This is a genomic window from Janthinobacterium sp. NKUCC08_JDC (assembly GCF_019345575.1).
GTDB classification, from domain to species: Bacteria; Pseudomonadota; Gammaproteobacteria; order Burkholderiales; family Burkholderiaceae_D; genus Janthinobacterium; species Janthinobacterium aestuarii.
In genome coordinates this window covers 171,689-189,486 of record NZ_JAHKQW010000002.1, presented here as the reverse complement: position 1 = coordinate 189,486, position 17,798 = coordinate 171,689, and the positions used below count along the sequence as shown (strand labels likewise).

The following is a 17,798-nucleotide window of genomic DNA, read 5'->3' as shown; positions in this document are numbered from 1 at the left end:
GCCGTGCTTTGTCAATTATCTATACAATAATAGTATATGAGCACATCAACCACATGAAAGCCGCGACGAAAAGCGGAGCGGCGCCCCTGACGCCGCAGCAGCTGGCGGCGCAGGAAACGCAGCAAAAATTTGGCAAGCCCGAGCGGGGCTGGCGCGAGAAGGTGTACACCGTTATCTTCGAGGCGGAAACGCGCACGGGCCGCGCCTTCGATTTGCTGCTGATCGCCGCCATCCTGATCAGCGTGACGGTGGTCGTGCTCAGCAGTGTCGCCTCCGTGGCCGAGCGCTATGGCACCTGGCTGACGGCGCTCGAATGGTTTTTCACGATCTTATTCACCATCGAATACTTCGCCCGCCTGGCGTGCCTGCAGCATCCGGTGCGCTACGCCAAGAGTTTCTTCGGCGTTATCGACTTGCTGGCCATCGTGCCAACCTACATCGGCTTGCTGTTGCCGGGCGCGCACGTACTGATCGACGTGCGCATTTTGCGCCTGCTGCGCATGTTCCGTATCCTCAAGCTCACGTCGTATGTGCATGAATACACGGTGCTGGGGCGGGCCTTGCTGGCCAGCCGGCGCAAGATCCTCATCTTCCTGTCGTTCGTCATGATGGTGGTCTTTCTGCTGGGCACAGTGATGTATGTGGTGGAAGGGCCGGAAAACGGTTTCAGCAGTATCCCCACGTCGATATACTGGGCCATCAGCACCATGACCACGGTGGGTTTCGGCGATATCACGCCGAAGACCGACATCGGGCGCACCATCGCCTCGTTGATGATGTTGCTGGGCTGGGGCATCCTGGCAGTGCCTACCGGCATTATCAGCGCCGAGATGACGGTACAGCGCAGTTCCAAGCTGGTCACCACGCGTACCTGCCCCACGTGCCTGAAAGAAGGGCTCGATGACGATGCCAATTTCTGCAAGAACTGCGGTGTCGCATTGCCGCCGCTGGCACGCGATTAGCGCCTGAATCCTTCATCCACCGTATTTACTTTACTTTTTTAAGGCCAACATGATTCCAGTTCGCCTGATCGCGACGGGCAAAGCCGTGCCGTCGCACAGCGTTACCTCCGCCAGCCTGGACCTGAAACTGGGCCATCCGGCCGGCTACACCTTGCGCAAGAGCGGCGTGCTGTCGCGCTTTGTCGCCGCGCCCGATGAGTCGCAAAGCCAGCTGGGCGCCGCCGCCCTGCTCGATGCGCTGAAGAATGCCAGCCTGCGTCCGGCCGACATCGATCTTCTGATCTGCGCCTGCGGCGTGCCCGAGCAGGCGTTGCCGAACACGGCCTGCTTCGTGGCCGAACATGCGGGCTTGCCGCCTGGCACGCAAAGCTTCGATGTCAACGCCAGCTGCCTCAGTTTCATGGCTGCCTTCCGCGTGGCCGCGTCCATGCTGGCCGGCGGCGCCTATCGGCGCATCGCCATCGTCTCGTCCGACCTCGCGTCGCGCGGGGTCGACTGGAGCGAGCCGGAAGCGTCGATGATCTTTGGCGACGGCGCCGCCGCCGTCATCGTCGAGCGGGGCGACGGCAGCGCTGGCATCCGCGCCTACAAGATGGGCACGTATCCGGAAGGGCGGCGCTACTGCGAAATCCGCGGCGGCGGCACCGAGCGCAACCCGCGCAACGGCTGCGAACCGGGCGACTACCTGTTCCGCATGGATGGCAAGGCCGTGTTCCGCCTGGCCGTCAAGGTGATGCCGGATTTCCTCGCAGAATTGATGGCCGAATCGGGCGCGGGACTGGATAAAGTCGACGTGGTCGTGCCACACCAGGCCAGCCCGCTGGGCCTCGCGCATGCGGCGCGCATCCTCGACGTTCCCGATGCTAAAATCATCAAGATCTTTGAAACGCATGGCAACCAGGTGGCCGCGTCCTTGCCCACCGCCCTGCACGAGGCGGTGATGACGGGGCGGGCCGTGGCAGGCCAGCGTTTGCTGATGATGGGCACGGCCGCTGGCCTGACCATCGGCGGCATGATACTTGACCTGTGAAGGTGGGGCGATGAGGCGGATACTGGTCACGGGAGCGACGGGCGGGCTGGGGCGCAATGCCGTGCGCACTCTGCTGGCGCAGGGCGTGGAAGTGCGCGCCACGGGCCGCAACGCCGCCGTGGGCCGCGAACTCGAACGCATGGGCGCGCAATTCGTCGCGCTCGACCTGGCGCAGGCCACGCCGCGCCAGGTCGACGAACTCGTGCGCGGCATGGACACCGTCTGGCACTGCGCCGCGCTGTCGTCGCCATGGGGCGCGGAACGCGACTTCATCGCCGCCAATGTCACGGCCACGGCCCAGCTGCTGCGCGCGGCCGCCAGCCTGCACGTGGCGCGCTTCGTGCACATCTCCACGCCGGCCATCTATTTCGACTACCGCAACCGCTACGAGGTGCCGGAAAGCTTCCGTCCCGACGCCTTCGTCAACGCCTACGCGCGCAGCAAGGCGATGGCGGAAAAACTGGTGCAGGAGTGCGTCGACCGCCAGCGCGGCATGACGTGCGTGATCCTGCGACCACGCGCCATCTTCGGCCCGCACGACCAGGTCCTGATTCCGCGCCTGGCGAGGGTGCTGCAGGAGCGCGGCGGCAAGCTGCCGTTGCCCAATGGCGGCGCGGCCACCATCGACGTCACCTATGTCGACAACGTCGTGCATGCGATGTGGCTGGCCACCGTGCACAAGACCATCGCTTCGGGCGCCGCCTTCAACATCACGAATGGCGAACCGGCGCGCTTGTGCGACATTTTGCGCACCCTGTTCTGCGACCATCTGCAGCAGCCGTTCGAGATCGTCAGCGTGCCTTACCGCGTGCTGGCGGTGGTGGCGCGCCTGATGCAGTTCGCCTCGCGCTTCACGCGCCGCGAGCCATCGCTGACGCCCTACAGCATCGGCGCGCTCAGTTTCGACATGACGCTCGATAACGCCAAGGCGCGCAAGGTGCTCGGCTACCGCCCCATCGTCAGCCTGCAGGACGGCATCGCCCGCACGGCGCAGTGGATGCGCCAGGAAGCGGCGGCGCACAAGGTGGGCAAGGAGCGCAATGGCTAGCATCACCGCGTTTCGCGTCGGCCATTGCACCCATCCTTCGTGCATGGTCCTGAAAGGCAGCGGGCTGGCCAGCCGCTGCTTCCCGTCGCGCGCCTACCTGATCGAGACGCGCGCGGGCCTGTACCTGTGGGACACCGGTTACGCCGAACACTTCCGCGCCGCCACGTCGAAAGGCGTGTACCGCATGTATGCGTGGGTGACGCCGATTTTCTTCGACGAGAACGAGTCGCTGCAGGGCCAGCTGCGCGCGCATGGCGTATCGCCCGGCGACATCCACACCCTGCTGCTGTCGCACTTCCACGCCGACCATATCGCCGGCATGCGCGACTTTCCCGGCGCGCGCCTGATGGCGTCCCAAACCGGTTGGGACGCCGTGCGCGGCCTGTCCGGCGTGGCCGCCGTGCGCCAGGCCTTCGTGCCCGAGCTGCTGCCGAACGATATCGCCGACCGCCTGGATTTCGTGGAAAGCGTGCCCGAAACGGCCCTGCCGGCGGCCCTGCTGCCATTCACGCACGGGCGCGACGTCAGCGGCACGGGCGAGATCTACATCGTCGACTTGCCCGGCCACGCCATCGGCCATCTGGGCGCCTTCGTGCTGCAGGATGGTGGCTGGACCTTGCTGGCGTCGGACGCGGCCTGGGTGCCGGAAAGCTTCCAGCAACTGCGCGGCCCCTCGGAACTGTCGTTCATCATCCAGCACAAGCGCGCGCCGTACTACGCCACCCTGAACCGGCTGCACCAGCTGCACCGCTCGGGCAATGCGCAGATCCGCATCACGCACGAAGATACGGTCGACTACATTGCCGTGGCGGGCCGCCCGTGAAGCGTATCGTCTGGCTGTTGCTGTCGTACTGGCGCACGCGCCGCCTGCGCTTTGCGGACCGCACGCAGCTGGCCGCCTACCAGCAGCGGCAGCTGGCCCGTTTCATCGATGTGCTGTGCGCGCGCAGCCGCTACTTTGCCCCATACCGCAACTTGCCGCTCGATGCCTGGCCGACCATGAACAAGGAGCTGATGCTCGAGCATTTCGACGCCATGAACACGCAAGGGGTGACTTTGGCGCAGGCGATGGATGCGGCCATGGCGGCCGAGCATAGCCGCGACTTCACGCCGGCTGTCGGCGACATCACGGTCGGCCTGTCGTCGGGTACCTCGTCGCGGCGCGCCGTGTTTACCGTCAGCCCCCGCGAAAAAGCCCAATGGGCGGGCGTGATGCTGGCCAAGGCGCTGCCCGACGGCCTGTTTTCCGGCGAAAGAGTCGCGCTGTTCCTGCGCGCGAACAGCAATCTGTACACGGCCGTGCGTTCGCCGTGGCTGACCTTTGCGTTTTACGATCTGTTCGAACCGTTCGACGCACTGTGCGCGCGGCTGGCGCAATACCGGCCATCCGTCATCGTCGCGCCGGCCCAGGTACTGCGCCAGCTGGCCCTGCGCGTCATCGACGGCAGCCTCGCGCTGGCGCCGAAAAAAGTCATCTCCGTGGCCGAAGTACTGGAAGCGCAGGACCGCGCACTGATCGTGCAGGCGTTTGGCGCCGTGCATGAAATCTACCAGGCCACCGAGGGTTTCCTTGCCAGCAGCTGCGAACACGGCGTGCTGCATTTGAACGAAGAATACGTGCACATCGAGCCGCAGTGGCTCGATGCGGAACAACGCCGCTTCGTACCCGTGATTACGGACTTTACGCGCATCACGCAGCCCATCGTGCGCTACCGCCTGGACGATATCCTGATCGCGCGCGCCACGCCATGCCCGTGCGGCCGCGCCACGCGCGCCATCGATGGCATCGAAGGGCGCTGCGACGATATGTTGTTCTTGCCATCCTTGCCATCGGCGAACGGCGGTGAACCGGTCGCCGTGTTTGCCGACGTGCTGACGCGCGCGTTCGCGCAAGCCTTGCCGCCGGACGCCGATTACCGCCTGTTGCAGTCGGGCGATAGCGCCTTGCAGCTGCATGCGGCGCTGGACGATGCCGGCCTGGCCGCCCTGCGCGCGCACCTGGCAACGGTGCTGCAGGGCCTGGGCGTGGCTGTCGATAGCCTGGCCTGGACGACGAGCGGCGAACTGCCTCCTTTTGACCCCACCATGAAACGGCGCCGCATCCGGCGTCTTGCCACCGCATGAAATCTGTAGACACCATGACGCTGTATTCCCGCCTGCTGCACTTGCTGGCCGGCTGGGGCAGCGTCGGCCTCGTGTATTTTTCCAGCGATTTGCTGCAAGGGCAGGGGGTACTCTTGCCCGAAACGGCCATCGACCGCGCCATCCCCTACAGCGACTCTGCCATCTGGCTGTACCTGTCCTTCTTCATCCTGATCCCGTACGCCTACCTGGCGGCCGATGCGGCCCGCGTGCGCTGGCTGGCGCGCGCCATGGCGCTTTCCGCCGTCCTGTGCGGGGTGGTCTTCCTGCTGTATCCGACCACGCTCGCCTACCCGCCCGTGGGCGAGGGCAACGCGTGGAGCACGCAGGCGCTGCGCATGCTGCAGGCGGCGGATTCCACGCAAAACTGCCTGCCGTCGCTGCACGGCGCCCTGACCCTGCTGTGCGTATGGGCCCTGTGCGACAAACGCCACCTGGTTCGTTCCGCGCTGGCCCTGGTGCTGGGCGTGGCCATCTGCTACGCCATCATCGCGCTGCGCCGGCACGTGAGCATCGACCTGGCCGCCGGCCTGTTTGTCGGCATCGCTGGCGGCATGCTGGCGAAAATGCAGGTATCCTTGGCTGCCCGCCGCGCCGTTTCCATCAAAACCGCACCATGATGAATCCATTTGCCCTGTCGTTCCTGATCATGCTGGCCTTCGTGCTGGCCGAACTGCTGATACTCAAATGGGTACGCAAGACGCCCGTGCCGTGGAAGGACGTGATCTTCAATCTCAATTCCGGCCACATCCTGATGTGGGTGTTCCGCGGCGTGGAAGTGGCGGCCTTCGCTCTGCTGCTGCGCCATGTGAACCTGCACATCGTCGACCAGTGGCCCGTGGTGGCGCAATGGATATTCGCTTTTTTTGCCTGGGACCTGTGCTTTTACTGGATGCACCGGCTGCACCACAAGATTCCTTTGCTGTGGGCCGTGCACGTGGTGCACCACCAGGGCGAGCATTTCAACCTGTCGCTGGGCGTGCGCAATTCCTGGTATTCGTCGCTGACGAATTTCCCCTTCATCGCCATCCTGGCCGTGCTGGGCGTGCCGCTGGAAATCTTCCTTGTCGTCTCGTCGCTGCATTACACGGTGCAGTTCTATAACCACAATGCGCTGGTGAACAAGTCCGGCATCCTCGATCGTTTCATGGTCACGCCCTCGCACCACCGCGTGCATCACGGCACCGATAAACGCTACATCAACCGCAATTTCGGCGGCACCCTGCTGCTGTGGGACAGGCTGTTCGGCAGCTTCCAGCCCGAACTCGAGGGCGTGGAAATGCGCTATGGCGTGAAGGGCATGACACCCACGCACAACCCGCTGCTGGCCAGCAACGGCAAACTATTTACATGGCTGCGCGCGCGGTTCCCCCACTGGCAGTCGCGCGGCACCTTCCACGTTCCCGAGCTGTTTATCGGCACCGGCGGCGTAATCCTGTTTGGCCTCGTGATCTATTACGTCAACCACGAAGCGGTGCTGGCCGGCGCGCAGCAGGCGATCCTGTTCGCGCTGATCTTCGGCGGCACCCTGGCGCTGGGCGGCCTGTCGGATGCGCGCCGCTGGGGCGCCATCGCCTGGGTCGCCATCGCGCTGGCCATGCCGGCCCTGTATATGGGCTGGTATGGCGTGCGCGACGTGTGGGGCATGGTCTTCCTGGCCGCGCTGCTGGCGCATGGCCTCGATGGCGCGCGCCGCCTGTGGTGGCCGGCGGCAGCGGGGACGCGCGCGTGACGCAGCCTGTGCCTTCGCTGCCGCCGCTGCGCTTCCAGTCCGCCCGCGAATCCGCCTTCCGCCGCGAATTGCGCGCCCGCGCCGACGCCTACCTGGCGGATGAAGGAAAACACCGCTTCGGCGACGCGCGCCTGCATGCGAAAACCGTGTTCCTGGCTGCGCTGACGGTGGGGCTGTATGCGCTGGCCTTGAACGCCGGCAGCACCTGGCCGTTTGTCGCCAGCTACGTCGCTTGCCTGGTCGCGGCCATGGCGCTGGCCATGAATACCCTGCACGACGCGGCCCACAGCGCCGTCTTCCGCCAGGGATTCCTGAACCGCGTGCTGATCCGCCTGGTGGGCTTGCCCGTGGGCGTGGACACGGATTTCTGGACCATCCGCCACGTGCACTTCCATCACACGTATGCGAACGTGGAAGGCTATGACCTCGACACGGAGCCGAACCCCTTCCTGCGCCAGACGCCGTACCAAAGCTGGTCGCCCCAGTACCGCTATCAATACCTGTACTGGCCCGTGGTGGCGGCCTTGTCGCTGCCGTATCTGAACTGGTATGGCGACTGGCTGGACCGCTTCGGCAAGACACCCGTGGCCGCGCATAGCCGCTTGCAGGGCTGGCGCGGCTGGCTGTCGTTCCTCGGCTGGAAGCTGGGCCACGTGGCGCTGGTGCTGGCGCTGCCCATGTGGGTGCTGCAGCAGCATGGAATAGGTTGGGGCGCGGTGCTGGGCGCGTATTTCCTGGGCCAGATGATCGCCTCGTGCGCGCTGGTGGCGCTGATCCTCGGCACGCACTGGGCCGAAGTGGAATTTTTCCAGCCGGGCGCGGACGGCACCTTGCCGCACGACTGGTACCAGCACACGTTTTATACGGCCTGCGACTGGACGCCGAAACCGCGCGCGCTGCGCTGGCTAGGCTATTGGCTGGGCGGCTTGAACCTGCACCTCACGCACCACCTGTTCCCCACCTGGAATCACCGCCACTACCCGGCGCTGGCGCGCATCCTGGCCGAACTGGCGCCGCGCCATGGCCTCGTCTACCGCGAACTCGGTTACGGCCAGCTGCAAGAGTCGCAGCAGCAATTCCTGCGCGCCATGGGCCAGCCGCCCACTCGCACCTGACGAATCGTGCTTGACTCGGTTTCCGTTCCGTCTTACATTTCTGTAACGACAGAAATTAGAGAAAATCATGGAACTGAGTCCGACCACGCAGAAGTACATTTTGCACTGGGGCGAAATGGGCACGCGCTGGGGCGTCAACCGCACGGTGGCGCAAATCCACGCGCTGCTGTTCCTGGCCAATGAACCGCTGACGGCGGAAGACATCGCGGCCAGCCTGAACGTGGCCCGCTCGAACGTCAGCAACAGCCTGAAGGAATTGCAAAGCTGGGGCCTGGCGCGCAGTACGCACGTGATGGGGGACCGGCGCGACCACTTCGTCGCCCTGCAGGATGTGTGGGAAATCTTCCGCGTCATCATGGAGGAGCGCAAGCGGCGCGAGATCGATCCCACCCTGACGGTGCTGCGCGAATGCGCGATCGAGGGCGAGCACGATGCGGCCATTCCACCGGCCACGCTCGAGCGCATGGGCGAAGTGCTGGCCTTTCTGGAAATGCTCAGCAGCACCTACAGCGACTATAAAAACCTGCCGCCGGCGACCTTGCAGCGTATGCTGTCCATGGGCGGCAAGGTGGCCAAGTTCCTCAGCCCGGAAGACAAACCTGGCAAGCGCGCAAAATCATGAACGGCCCTTCGGAAGGAGAACTGTTCAAGAAGGTGATGGGCGCGCAATGGCTGACCCTGCACCCCGATATCCGCCGCCGCTTCGAGAAAAATCCCGCGCCGGGCCAGCCCCTGTATTACCGGGGTGAGCTCAGTGAACTCACCAGCTCGCGCCTGGGAAAATTCCTCGGCTGGCTGACGCGCCCCTTCATTGACGGCGCCCTGATCCCGCATGACGATCACGATTTCCCCGTCGATATCGAAGTCTATTCGCGCCCCGGCTGCCCCTTCATCTTCAAGCAGCGCACCTACCGCCTGCACGGGCGCGCGCCGATCCGCTTTACCTCCTATATGGCGGAAAGCGCGAAGGGCGAAGTGCTCGAATACGTGGGCATGGGCCTGGGCATGAAGCTGGTGCTGCACGTGGAAGACGGCAATCTCCACTTTACCAGCGACGGCTATTTTTGGGATCTTTTCGGCTGGCGCCTGCCGCTGCCCGGCGTGCTCACGCCCGGAAAAACCTTTCTGTGCCACCGCAATGAAACGCCGCAGCAGTTCAACATCCGCATCGAGATTCGCCACGCGCTGTTCGGCACCACGTTCACGCAGGCGGGCGTGTTCCGCGAATCGGCCGCACCGGAAATGAAGGAGACACCATGAATACGCATCTGCTGGCCCTGCAACTGATGGCGGCGCAAGGCTGCCTGGGCGCCTTCGACACCATCTACCACCATGAAATTACGGAGGCGCTGCCGCAAAAGGCATCGGCGCGCCTGGAGCTGACGATCCACGCGACGCGCGCCCTGATCTACGGCCTGCTGTTCGTGGGCCTGGCGGCCTGGGAGTGGCATGGCGCCTGGGCCTGGGTGCTGGTGATCGTCTTTGGCGTGGAAATCGTGCTGACCCTGTGGGACTTCGTCGTCGAGGACCGGACGCGCCTCTTGCCCGCCACGGAGCGGGTTACGCACACGGTGCTGGCGATTAACGCGGGCGCTTTCATCGCCCTGCTGGCCCTGAACAGCAGCGAATGGGCGACCTTGCCGACGGCCCTCGTGTGGCAGCCGTATGGCTGGCTCAGCGTCTTCCTCGCCCTGTGCGGCGTGGGCGTGGGCTTGTCCGGCCTGCGCGACGCGTATGCCGTTTGGCAGCTGGGACGGCGCAAGGTGCAAGAGACGGCAGAGCAAGAGGGGCCCCTGCGCTTTGCCAGCACGTCACAATCCGTGCTGGTGACGGGCGCCACGGGTTTCATCGGCCAGCAGCTGGTTGCCGCCTTGCTGGCCGACGGCCATGCCGTGACGGTGCTGACGCGCCAGCCGAAGCAGGCCGCGTGGACCTTTGATGGCCAGGTGCGCTGTATCCAGTCGTTCGACGAATTGGGGGATGCGCAGCGTATCGACATGGTCGTCAACCTGGCCGGCGCGCGCATCGTCGGGCGGCGCTGGACGGATGCACGCAAGGCCGCCTTGCGCCGCAGCCGCGTCGCGCTGACGCAGGCACTGGTGGCGTGGATCGCCCGCGCGCAGCACAAGCCGCGGGTGCTGCTGTCGGCGTCGGCCATCGGCTACTACGGCGTGCAGCCGCAGGGCGACGACACGGAATTGACGGAGGAGAGCACACCGCAAGCCATCTTCATGTCGCAGCTGTGCCAGGAGTGGGAAGCGGCCGCGCGCCAGGCGGAGAAATTTGGCGTGCAGGTGGGCTGCATGCGCTTTGGCCTCGTCTTTGGCCACCAGGGTTCGCTGCCGCAGATGCTCTTGCCGGTCCGCTTTGGCGTGGGCGGCCCGCTGGGCAGCGGCAGGCAATGGGTCACGTGGGTGCATGTGCGCGACGTGATCCTCGGCATCGCCCATCTGGCGCGCCGCAGCGAAGAGCAGGCAGTCAGTGGCGCATACAACTTCTGCGCGCCGGAAGCCATAGCGCAGCGCCGCTTCGCCCAGGTGGCGGGCGCCGTGCTGCACCGCCCCAGCTTCATGCCCACGCCGGCCTTCGTCATGCAAGCCTTGCTGGGCGAGCAGGCCGATTTGCTGGTCGAAGGCCAAAGGGTCGCGCCGCGCCGCTTGCTGGCCGACGGCTTTGTCTTCCGTCATCCGCAGCTGGAAGGGGCGCTGCGCAGCCTGTAGCCTGGCGTAGAATGGGGTATCGGAGGAACCGAACCATGCCCCGCTTCAGCCATACGATAGACAGCCATACCTATGCGTTCGCCAGCCTGAAGGAGTTGCTGGCCAAGGCCACGCCGCTGCGTTCGGGCGACGTGCTGGCCGGTGTGGCGGCCGTCAGCGCGCGCGAGCGGGTGGCGGCGCAGCTGGCGCTGGCGGACGTGCCGCTGCCGCTCTTCCTCAGCGAGGCGCTGGTGCCGTATGAAGACGATGAAGTCACGCGCCTGATCATCGATAGTCATGACCGGTCCGCCTTTGCCTCCATTGCGCACCTGTGCGTGGGCGACTTTCGCGACTGGCTGCTCGATGACGCGACGGATACGCAAACGCTGTCGCAAGTGGCCGCCGGCATCACACCGGAAATGGCGGCCGCCGTCTCAAAAATCATGCGCTTGCAGGACCTGGTGCTGGTGGCCCGCAAGTGCCGGGTCGTCACGGCCTTTCGCAATACCCTGGGCCTGGAAAACCGTTTGTCCACGCGGCTGCAGCCGAACCACCCGACGGACGACGCCACAGGCATTGCCGCCTCCGTCGTCGATGGCCTGCTGCTGGGCAGCGGCGACGCCGTGATCGGCATCAATCCGGCCACCGACAATGTGGCACAGGTGGTCTCGCTGCTGCACCTGCTCGACGCCGTCATCGACCAGTACCGGATTCCCACGCAGTCATGCGTGCTCACGCACATCACCAATACCATCGAGGCGATACGCCGCGGCGCGCCCGTCGACCTCGTGTTCCAGTCGGTGGCGGGTACGCAGGCGGCCAACCGCAGCTTCGGCATCGACCTGGCGCTGCTGGCCGAGGGGCGGGCGGCGGCCCTGTCGCTGGGGCGCGGCACGGTGGGCAACAACGCCATGTATTTCGAAACGGGGCAGGGCAGCGCGCTGTCGGCCGGCGCCCACCACGGCATGGACCAGCAGACGTGCGAGGCACGCGCGTATGCGGTGGCGCGCGCGTATCAGCCGCTGCTGGTCAATTCCGTCGTCGGCTTCATCGGCCCCGAATATCTGTACGACGGCAAGCAGATCATGCGCGCGGGGCTGGAAGACCATTTCTGCGCCAAGCTGCTTGGTCTGCCCATGGGCTGCGACGTGTGCTACACCAACCATGCGGAAGCGGACCAGGACGACATGGATGCCTTGCTGACCATGCTGGGCGTGGCCGGCTGCAACTTCATCATGGGCGTGCCGGGCGCGGACGACATCATGCTCGGCTACCAGAGCACCTCGTTCCACGACGCCCTGTATGCGCGCCGAGTGCTGGGCTTGCGCCCTGCGCCGGAATTCGAAGCCTGGCTGGCGCGCATGCGGATCACGGATGTGCAGGGCCGCTTGAGCGAAGCGCTGGCGCCGGCTTTCCAGGCGGCCCTGCTGCGCCTGGACGACTAGGAGGGCGCATGGACGAAACCAACCCTTGGCAGGCCCTGCGCGCGCATACGGCGGCGCGCATCGCGCTCGGGCGCCGTGGCGTCAGCGTGCCGACCAAGGCGCAGTTGGCGTTCCAGCTGGCCCACGCGCAGGCGCGCGACGCCGTGTATCTGGCGCTCGATGGCGAGGGCCTGGCGCGCGTCCTGGCCGCGCAGGGGCAAGACTGCGTGCAGCTGCACAGCGCGGCCGCCACGCGCGCCGACTATCTGCAACGGCCCGACCTGGGGCGCCGGCTCGACGAGGGCTCACGGGCGCGGCTGGCCACCGCTGCCACGGGAGTTGACCTGGCGCTGGTGGCGGCCGATGGCCTGTCGGCGCTGGCCGTGCAGCGCCACGCGGCACCGTTCCTGGCCGCCCTGCGCGAACGGCTGGCGCTGGAGACGTGGACGCTGTCGTCGCTGCACATTGTGGCGCAGGGAAGGGTAGCTGTCGGCGACGAGGTGGGGGAATTATTGCAGGCGCGCGCCGTGCTGGTGCTGATCGGCGAGCGGCCCGGCTTGACTTCTCCGGACAGCCTGGGCCTGTACCTGACGTGGGCACCTGCAGTGGGCTTGCTGGACGAGCGCCGCAACTGCATTTCGAACGTGCGTCCCGAGGGGCTGGCGTATGCGCAGGCGGCATACCGGCTGCACTATTTGCTGTCGCAGGCGTTCAGCCGGCAGTTGTCGGGCGTGGCATTGAAGGATGAAACGGTGGAAGAGGGCGCGGCCCTGGCGGGGGCGCGCAACTTCCTGCTGGAATGATCAGACTTCGCGGATTTCGTCCAGCGGCCAGCGCGGGCGCACGTTGAACGAGTAATCGTGCTTGGCGGCGTCGGGGTTGATCTGCAGGCGCATGGCGCCGGCAAAGGCGATCATGGCGCCGTTGTCGGTACAGAATTCCAGCTCCGGGTAATACACTTTGAAGCGCTTCTTGGCGGCCGCTGCGTTGAGCGAGGCGCGCAACTGCGCGTTGGCGCCCACGCCGCCGGCGATCACCAGGCGTTTCAAACCCGTGTGCTTGAGGGCCGACACGCATTTGGCCGTCAGCACGTCGACGATGGCGTCGACGAAGCCGCGCGCGATGTTCGCCTTGTCCTGTTCGCAGATATTCGCGATGACTTTTTCTTCATGGTTTTTCACCACCGTCAGCACGGCCGTCTTCAGGCCGGAAAAGCTGAAATTGAAATCCTTCGAATGCAGCATGGGGCGTGGCAGTTTATACGCGAGCGGGTCGCCAAATTCCGCCAGGCGCGAAATGGCGGGGCCACCCGGATAACCGAGTCCCAGCAGCTTGGCCGACTTGTCGAACGCTTCGCCGGCAGCATCGTCCAGCGTTTCGCCCAGCATCGTGTACTGGCCCACGCCATCGACGCGCATCAGCTGCGTGTGGCCGCCCGACACCAGCAGGGCGATGAACGGGAATTCCGGCGGCTCGGATGCCAGCAAGGGCGACAGCAGATGGCCTTCCAGATGGTGAATGCCCAGCACCGGCTTGTTGATGGCCAGGCCCAGGCTGCAGGCAACGGAGGAGCCGACCAGCAGCGCGCCGGCCAGGCCTGGACCTTGCGTGTAGGCGATGGCGTCAATCTCGGGCAGGGTGATCCCGGCCTTGGTCAAGGTTTCTTCGAGCAGCGGGATGGCGCGGCGGATATGGTCGCGCGACGCCAGTTCCGGCACCACGCCGCCATATTGCTCGTGCATGGCGACTTGCGAATAGAGGGCGTGCGACAGCAGGCCGCGTTGCGTGTCGTACAAGGCCAGGCCGGTTTCGTCACAGGAGGATTCGACGCCAAGAACAATCATGAAGGTGTTAAATAGGGAGGAGTAATCCACCATTGTAAAGGAAAGCCGGGCAGTCCACCGTGCGGCAGGCGCACCATTTCGGCGGCAGTGTGCACTTGCGCAGTGCGGCGCGGTGCCATTTTTCCCTGGATTTTGGCCATTCCCCGCCTGTGCCGGCACTGGCACCGCTCTTGCTTATGCAAGCGTGTACCTTTCTCGAGGGAGCTAGCGATGCCAGAACAATGGAAAATGATTTGCCGCCTGAAGGACATGCCGCTGGCGGGCGCGCGCATGGTGCAGCGGGGGCTGGCGTGGCAGGATTTGCCGGGCGTGGCGCTGTTTCGCGCGGCTGACGATATGGTGTACGCGCTGCTCGACACAGTGCCTTGCCTGGGCGGCCCGCTCGCGCATGGGGTGCTGATGGAGAAAAACCTGATGGGGCCGAAGAGCAGCTGGATCATCGAGCTCGATTCGGGCCGCCTGGTGGCGCCCGTGCAGGGCATGGCGCGTATGTATGCCGTGCGCATCCTGGACGGGCGCATCTACCTGGACTTGAAGGAGCTCAATGTCCCGGCCAGCAAGGCCGAGCAGGCGCTGGCCGGCTCGTTTGCGCTGCTGCCGCATGTGCAGATGGCATGATATGCCTCGTGGTGGTGTCGGCTTGCGCGCTGTGCGCTAAGCCGACCTACGGCCGGTCGAGTAGGTCGGATTAGACCCACAGGGCCGTAATCCGACAACATTGTTGGCCGTAATATTTTACGCCGGGCGATTGACGAGATGCGCATGCGCATCGCGCAGCATGGTCGCCGTCGTGTCCCAGTCGATGCAGCCGTCGGTGACGGAGCAGCCGTAGGTCAGTTGCGACAGGTCTTGCGGGATCTTCTGGTTGCCGCCAACGATGTTCGATTCGATCATCACGCCCACCAGCGAGCGGTTGCCCTGGCGGATCTGGTTGACCACGTCGGCCATCACCAGCGGTTGCAGTTCCGGCTTCTTGTAGCTGTTCGCGTGCGAGCAGTCGACCACCAGGTTGGCCGGCAGCTTGGCCTTGGCCAGCGCCTGTTCGGCGATGGCGATCGACACCGAATCGTAGTTCGGACGGCCGTCGCCGCCGCGCAGCACGACGTGGCCGTACGCGTTGCCGCGCGTGCGCACGATGGCGACGTTGCCTTCGCCATTGATGCCCAGGAAGGAGTGCGGATGCGCCGACGACAAAATCGCGTTCACCGCAATGCTGATGTCGCCATCGGTGCCGTTCTTGAAGCCGACTGGCGTCGACAGGCCCGACGACATTTCGCGGTGCGTCTGCGATTCCGTCGTGCGCGCGCCGATGGCGGTCCAGGCGATCAGGTCGCCCAGGTATTGCGGCGAGATCGGGTCCAGCGCCTCGGTGGCGGTGGGCAGGCCCAGTTCGCACACGTCGAGCAGGAACTGGCGCGCCTTTTCCATGCCTTCGTTGACCTTGAACGAATCGTCCATGTACGGGTCGTTGATATAGCCTTTCCAGCCCGTGGTGGTACGCGGTTTTTCGAAATACACGCGCATCACCAGCAGCATCGTGTCCTTGACTTCCTCTTGCAGCGCTTTCAGGCGGCGCGCGTAATCGAGGCCGGCGACGGGGTCGTGGATCGAGCATGGGCCGACGACGACGAACAGGCGCTGGTCCTTGCGGTCGATGATGTTGCGCAGCGCTTCGCGGCCGCGGCTGACGGTGTCGAAGGCGCTCTCCGACAGGGGCAGCTTGGCGTGCAGTTCGGCCGGTGTCGGCATGGGCGCGAAAGAGGTGACGTTGATATTTTCGATGTCTGGCGTATTCATGATTCTGGCTCGGCTTTCGCGATTGCGTTCTTTAAGAGGCAATAGTGTAGCGGAAATGCGGCCTGGCGGCGGGGATGGGGCCAAAACGGCAATGGTTCAGTTGTTTTTATGGCAGGGCCGGCACGCTGCCGGCCCTGTGCGTTCAATGGCCGCCGGCCAGGCTGGCGCCAACGCTGTAGCGGGCGATGCGCTGGTAGTTGCCGGCCAGCTCGGGCGGCCGGGGCAGGCCGGGATGGCGCTTCACATGCTCGAGGATGGCGCTTTCGTGCTGGCGTATCTGCGCGTCGAGGCAGGCGATCTGCTGGCGCAGCAAGGCGTGCAGCGCATGCTGGCCAGCCTGCAGATGCACATTCAGGCGCGCCGATTCCTGCTGGCGCACGCCTTCGATGGCGTGCAGGCGGCGCAGCCACAGGCGCAATTCCACGTAGGCGGGCGAGGGCGGCGTCCAGCGCGCGAGGCGCCTGTGCGCACAGTAGTTGGCCAGCACCACGGCGCTGTGCGCCGCGTCATCGGGCAAGCCCTGGTCGCGCAGATAGTCGTTCAGTTGCGCGGGCTGGGCATCGCAAACCACCATGCCCATGTCGGCCAGCATGCGGGCTGGCGCCTCGCTGTACGGCATATCGAGGCGCATGCAGACGCGCAAGCCGATGACGGGCACGTCGTTCCTTTGCAGCCAGCTGCGCAGCCAGCGGTAGCCGGCCACGTCGTTTTCAAGCACTTTGCACAGCACTTCGTTACCCGAGAGCAGCACGGCTTTCAGCAGCAGCTTGCTCGTTTCGATGCCGACGAAGGCCGTTTCCCGTTTGATCGCGTGTTCCATGATGAGTCCCCCCTGTGCAGTCTTATACGCAGCGGTGGCGCGTTTGGATGCAGCCGCGATGCGGATTCATTCAAAAAAGAGCTTGAAAGACTGTTGCATAGTCGCCTAAGCCGCCTGCGTGCCCGTCTGCAAGGGGAAAAATCCGTGTAAGCTGGCGCCATGACGACTGTTTCCATACCCCATACCGATGTGGCCGGTGAGCCATTCCCCGCAGCACGTTTCATCAAGGAAATAGGACGCGGCAAGAACGGCGCGCGCAGCATGACGCGTGACGACGCCTGCGCCCTGTACCGCGCCATGCTCGAGGGCCGCGTGTCGGACCTGGAGCTGGGCGGGATTTTGTTATCGATGCGCATCAAGGGCGAGTCTGTGGACGAGATCGCCGGCTTTCTCGACGCTGCCGAAGCCTCATTTGCCCCGCTGGCCGCACCGGCCGGTGAATTTGCCCCGATCATCATTCCCAGCTACAACGGCGCGCGCAAGATGGCCAACCTGACGGCCTTGCTGGCGCTGCTGCTGGCGCGCGCGGGCGCACCCGTGCTCGTGCATGGCGTGACCAGCGACCCGGGCCGCATCACGACGGCCGAAGTGCTGGCCGCGCTGGGCGTGCCCGCTTCCACGGACCACGCGCAAGCCGAGGCCGCCATGGCGCGCGGGGAGGCCGCCTTCCTGTCCATCGAGGCCCTGGCGCCGCGCCTGGCCTGGATGCTGTCGCTGCGGCGCGTGCTGGGCGTGCGCAATTCCACGCATACCCTGGTGAAAATCATGCAGCCGTTCGCCTGTCCTGCCCTGCGTCTGGTGTCGTACACGCATCCGGAATATCTGGAAATGCTCGGCGAATATTTCCTCACCGCCTCTGATCCCGCGCGCGGCGACGCTTTCCTCATGCGTGGCACGGAGGGCGAGACGGTGGCCAACGCCAACAAGGCGCAGCAGATCGACTGGTTCCATGGCGTGGAACGCACGGTGCTGGTGGAAAAGCAGTTGCTCGTGGAAGAGTTGCCGCATTTGCCGGCCGAGCGCGATGCGGCCACCACGGCGTCCTGGATCGCGGCCGTGCTGCGCGGCGAGGTGCCCGTGCCGCCGTCGATCGCCGAGCAGGTGGCGCAATGCTTGACGGCATCGCGACAGATTGCGGCACGGCCGCGCTAGCCGCGTCGCCGCAGTTTACAATGGCGTCTTTGT

Annotated in this window: 18 protein-coding genes; 15 read left to right on the top strand and 3 right to left on the bottom strand. The window is 65.3% G+C overall.

Annotated elements, in window-relative coordinates; all coding sequences use genetic code 11:
• The first annotated feature begins 53 nt into the window (after positions 1–53).
• The 13 genes from KO538_RS06865 to eutC all read left to right on the top strand — a co-directional run bounded on the left by KO538_RS06865 (position 54) and on the right by eutC (position 12,955).
• The gene (locus KO538_RS06865) at positions 54–962 is read left to right on the top strand and encodes an ion transporter (protein ID WP_070301274.1); all 909 of its coding nucleotides are present in this window, start codon (positions 54–56) and stop codon (positions 960–962) included.
• A gap of 49 nt (positions 963–1,011) precedes the next feature.
• Complete coding sequence (locus tag KO538_RS06860) at positions 1,012–1,992, top strand: 3-oxoacyl-[acyl-carrier-protein] synthase III C-terminal domain-containing protein (protein WP_139091182.1); 981 nt, start codon at positions 1,012–1,014, stop codon at positions 1,990–1,992.
• A gap of 10 nt (positions 1,993–2,002) precedes the next feature.
• Positions 2,003–3,040, top strand: a complete 1,038-nt coding sequence (locus tag KO538_RS06855; RefSeq protein ID WP_219327859.1) for an NAD(P)-dependent oxidoreductase — start codon at positions 2,003–2,005, stop codon at positions 3,038–3,040.
• Positions 3,033–3,863 (top strand): MBL fold metallo-hydrolase, encoded by an 831-nt coding sequence (locus tag KO538_RS06850; RefSeq protein ID WP_219327858.1) that lies wholly within the window; start codon positions 3,033–3,035, stop codon positions 3,861–3,863. The genes KO538_RS06855 and KO538_RS06850 overlap by 8 nt, the downstream gene beginning before the upstream one ends.
• The gene (locus KO538_RS06845) at positions 3,860–5,164 is read left to right on the top strand and encodes a F390 synthetase-related protein (protein WP_219327857.1); all 1,305 of its coding nucleotides are present in this window, start codon (positions 3,860–3,862) and stop codon (positions 5,162–5,164) included. Before KO538_RS06850 ends, KO538_RS06845 begins: the two co-directional genes overlap by 4 nt.
• A 14-nt stretch (positions 5,165–5,178) precedes the next feature.
• A complete protein-coding gene (locus KO538_RS06840) occupies positions 5,179–5,802 on the top strand; it encodes a phosphatase PAP2 family protein (protein WP_219327856.1) in 624 nt (207 codons plus the stop codon).
• A complete protein-coding gene (locus KO538_RS06835) occupies positions 5,799–6,914 on the top strand; it encodes a sterol desaturase family protein (RefSeq protein WP_219327855.1) in 1,116 nt (371 codons plus the stop codon). The genes KO538_RS06840 and KO538_RS06835 overlap by 4 nt, the downstream gene beginning before the upstream one ends.
• Positions 6,911–8,029, top strand: a complete 1,119-nt coding sequence (locus KO538_RS06830) for a fatty acid desaturase (protein WP_374106832.1) — start codon at positions 6,911–6,913, stop codon at positions 8,027–8,029. Before KO538_RS06835 ends, KO538_RS06830 begins: the two co-directional genes overlap by 4 nt.
• Positions 8,030–8,096: 67 nt before the next feature.
• The gene (locus tag KO538_RS06825) at positions 8,097–8,651 is read left to right on the top strand and encodes a GbsR/MarR family transcriptional regulator (RefSeq protein ID WP_034746943.1); all 555 of its coding nucleotides are present in this window, start codon (positions 8,097–8,099) and stop codon (positions 8,649–8,651) included.
• A complete protein-coding gene (locus tag KO538_RS06820) occupies positions 8,648–9,289 on the top strand; it encodes a DUF4166 domain-containing protein (protein ID WP_219327853.1) in 642 nt (213 codons plus the stop codon). Before KO538_RS06825 ends, KO538_RS06820 begins: the two co-directional genes overlap by 4 nt.
• Positions 9,286–10,749 carry a TIGR01777 family oxidoreductase gene (locus KO538_RS06815; RefSeq protein WP_219327852.1) on the top strand — a complete coding sequence of 488 codons (1,464 nt, stop codon included), beginning with the start codon at positions 9,286–9,288 and terminating at the stop codon, positions 10,747–10,749. Before KO538_RS06820 ends, KO538_RS06815 begins: the two co-directional genes overlap by 4 nt.
• Before the next feature lie 35 nt (positions 10,750–10,784).
• Positions 10,785–12,173: an ethanolamine ammonia-lyase subunit EutB gene (locus KO538_RS06810; RefSeq protein ID WP_219327851.1), complete on the top strand. Its 1,389-nt coding sequence runs from the start codon at positions 10,785–10,787 to the stop codon at positions 12,171–12,173.
• Positions 12,174–12,181: 8 nt separating this feature from the next.
• Entirely contained in the window at positions 12,182–12,955 is a 774-nt protein-coding gene (gene eutC, locus KO538_RS06805; protein ID WP_219327850.1) for an ethanolamine ammonia-lyase subunit EutC, read from the top strand.
• On the opposite strand, the gene tsaD is transcribed toward eutC, so the two are convergent.
• Positions 12,956–13,996, bottom strand: a complete 1,041-nt coding sequence (tsaD, locus tag KO538_RS06800) for a tRNA (adenosine(37)-N6)-threonylcarbamoyltransferase complex transferase subunit TsaD (protein WP_219327849.1) — start codon at positions 13,994–13,996, stop codon at positions 12,956–12,958. It abuts the gene before it with no gap.
• 210 nt (positions 13,997–14,206) lie between these two features.
• Here tsaD and KO538_RS06795 point away from each other — a divergent pair, with 210 nt between their 5' ends.
• Complete coding sequence (locus KO538_RS06795; RefSeq protein ID WP_219327848.1) at positions 14,207–14,614, top strand: nitrite reductase (NAD(P)H) small subunit; 408 nt, start codon at positions 14,207–14,209, stop codon at positions 14,612–14,614.
• Between the two features lie 117 nt (positions 14,615–14,731).
• Here the strand turns inward: KO538_RS06795 and KO538_RS06790 are convergent, their stop codons facing one another.
• Together KO538_RS06790 and KO538_RS06785 are read right to left on the bottom strand one after the other, a co-directional pair.
• Positions 14,732–15,793: a 3-deoxy-7-phosphoheptulonate synthase gene (locus KO538_RS06790; protein WP_070254320.1), complete on the bottom strand. Its 1,062-nt coding sequence runs from the start codon at positions 15,791–15,793 to the stop codon at positions 14,732–14,734.
• Positions 15,794–15,935: 142 nt separating this feature from the next.
• Positions 15,936–16,613, bottom strand: coding sequence for a hypothetical protein (locus KO538_RS06785; RefSeq protein WP_219327847.1), 678 nt, complete (start codon positions 16,611–16,613; stop codon positions 15,936–15,938).
• Between the two features lie 159 nt (positions 16,614–16,772).
• Between KO538_RS06785 and ybiB the strand changes: the two genes are divergently transcribed.
• On the top strand, positions 16,773–17,765 hold the full coding sequence (gene ybiB / locus KO538_RS06780; RefSeq protein WP_219327846.1) for a DNA-binding protein YbiB: 993 nt from the start codon (positions 16,773–16,775) through the stop codon (positions 17,763–17,765).
• Positions 17,766–17,798 lie beyond the last annotated feature (33 nt).

What these genes read in the sequence shown, in the direction of transcription:
- KO538_RS06810 (WP_219327851.1), top strand. Translation starts at nt 10,785, where the DNA reads ATGCCCCGCTTCAGCCATACGATAGACAGCCATACCTATGCGTTCGCC.
- KO538_RS06825 (WP_034746943.1), top strand. Translation starts at nt 8,097, where the DNA reads ATGGAACTGAGTCCGACCACGCAGAAGTACATTTTGCACTGGGGCGAA.
- KO538_RS06855 (WP_219327859.1), top strand. Translation starts at nt 2,003, where the DNA reads ATGAGGCGGATACTGGTCACGGGAGCGACGGGCGGGCTGGGGCGCAAT.
- KO538_RS06860 (WP_139091182.1), top strand. Translation starts at nt 1,012, where the DNA reads ATGATTCCAGTTCGCCTGATCGCGACGGGCAAAGCCGTGCCGTCGCAC.
- KO538_RS06820 (WP_219327853.1), top strand. Translation starts at nt 8,648, where the DNA reads ATGAACGGCCCTTCGGAAGGAGAACTGTTCAAGAAGGTGATGGGCGCG.
- KO538_RS06850 (WP_219327858.1), top strand. Translation starts at nt 3,033, where the DNA reads ATGGCTAGCATCACCGCGTTTCGCGTCGGCCATTGCACCCATCCTTCG.
- KO538_RS06790 (WP_070254320.1), bottom strand. Translation starts at nt 15,793, where the DNA reads ATGAATACGCCAGACATCGAAAATATCAACGTCACCTCTTTCGCGCCC.
- KO538_RS06815 (WP_219327852.1), top strand. Translation starts at nt 9,286, where the DNA reads ATGAATACGCATCTGCTGGCCCTGCAACTGATGGCGGCGCAAGGCTGC.
- KO538_RS06840 (WP_219327856.1), top strand. Translation starts at nt 5,179, where the DNA reads ATGACGCTGTATTCCCGCCTGCTGCACTTGCTGGCCGGCTGGGGCAGC.
- KO538_RS06865 (WP_070301274.1), top strand. Translation starts at nt 54, where the DNA reads ATGAAAGCCGCGACGAAAAGCGGAGCGGCGCCCCTGACGCCGCAGCAG.
- KO538_RS06835 (WP_219327855.1), top strand. Translation starts at nt 5,799, where the DNA reads ATGATGAATCCATTTGCCCTGTCGTTCCTGATCATGCTGGCCTTCGTG.
- eutC (WP_219327850.1), top strand. Translation starts at nt 12,182, where the DNA reads ATGGACGAAACCAACCCTTGGCAGGCCCTGCGCGCGCATACGGCGGCG.
- ybiB (WP_219327846.1), top strand. Translation starts at nt 16,773, where the DNA reads ATGACGACTGTTTCCATACCCCATACCGATGTGGCCGGTGAGCCATTC.
- KO538_RS06795 (WP_219327848.1), top strand. Translation starts at nt 14,207, where the DNA reads ATGCCAGAACAATGGAAAATGATTTGCCGCCTGAAGGACATGCCGCTG.
- tsaD (WP_219327849.1), bottom strand. Translation starts at nt 13,996, where the DNA reads ATGATTGTTCTTGGCGTCGAATCCTCCTGTGACGAAACCGGCCTGGCC.
- KO538_RS06785 (WP_219327847.1), bottom strand. Translation starts at nt 16,613, where the DNA reads ATGGAACACGCGATCAAACGGGAAACGGCCTTCGTCGGCATCGAAACG.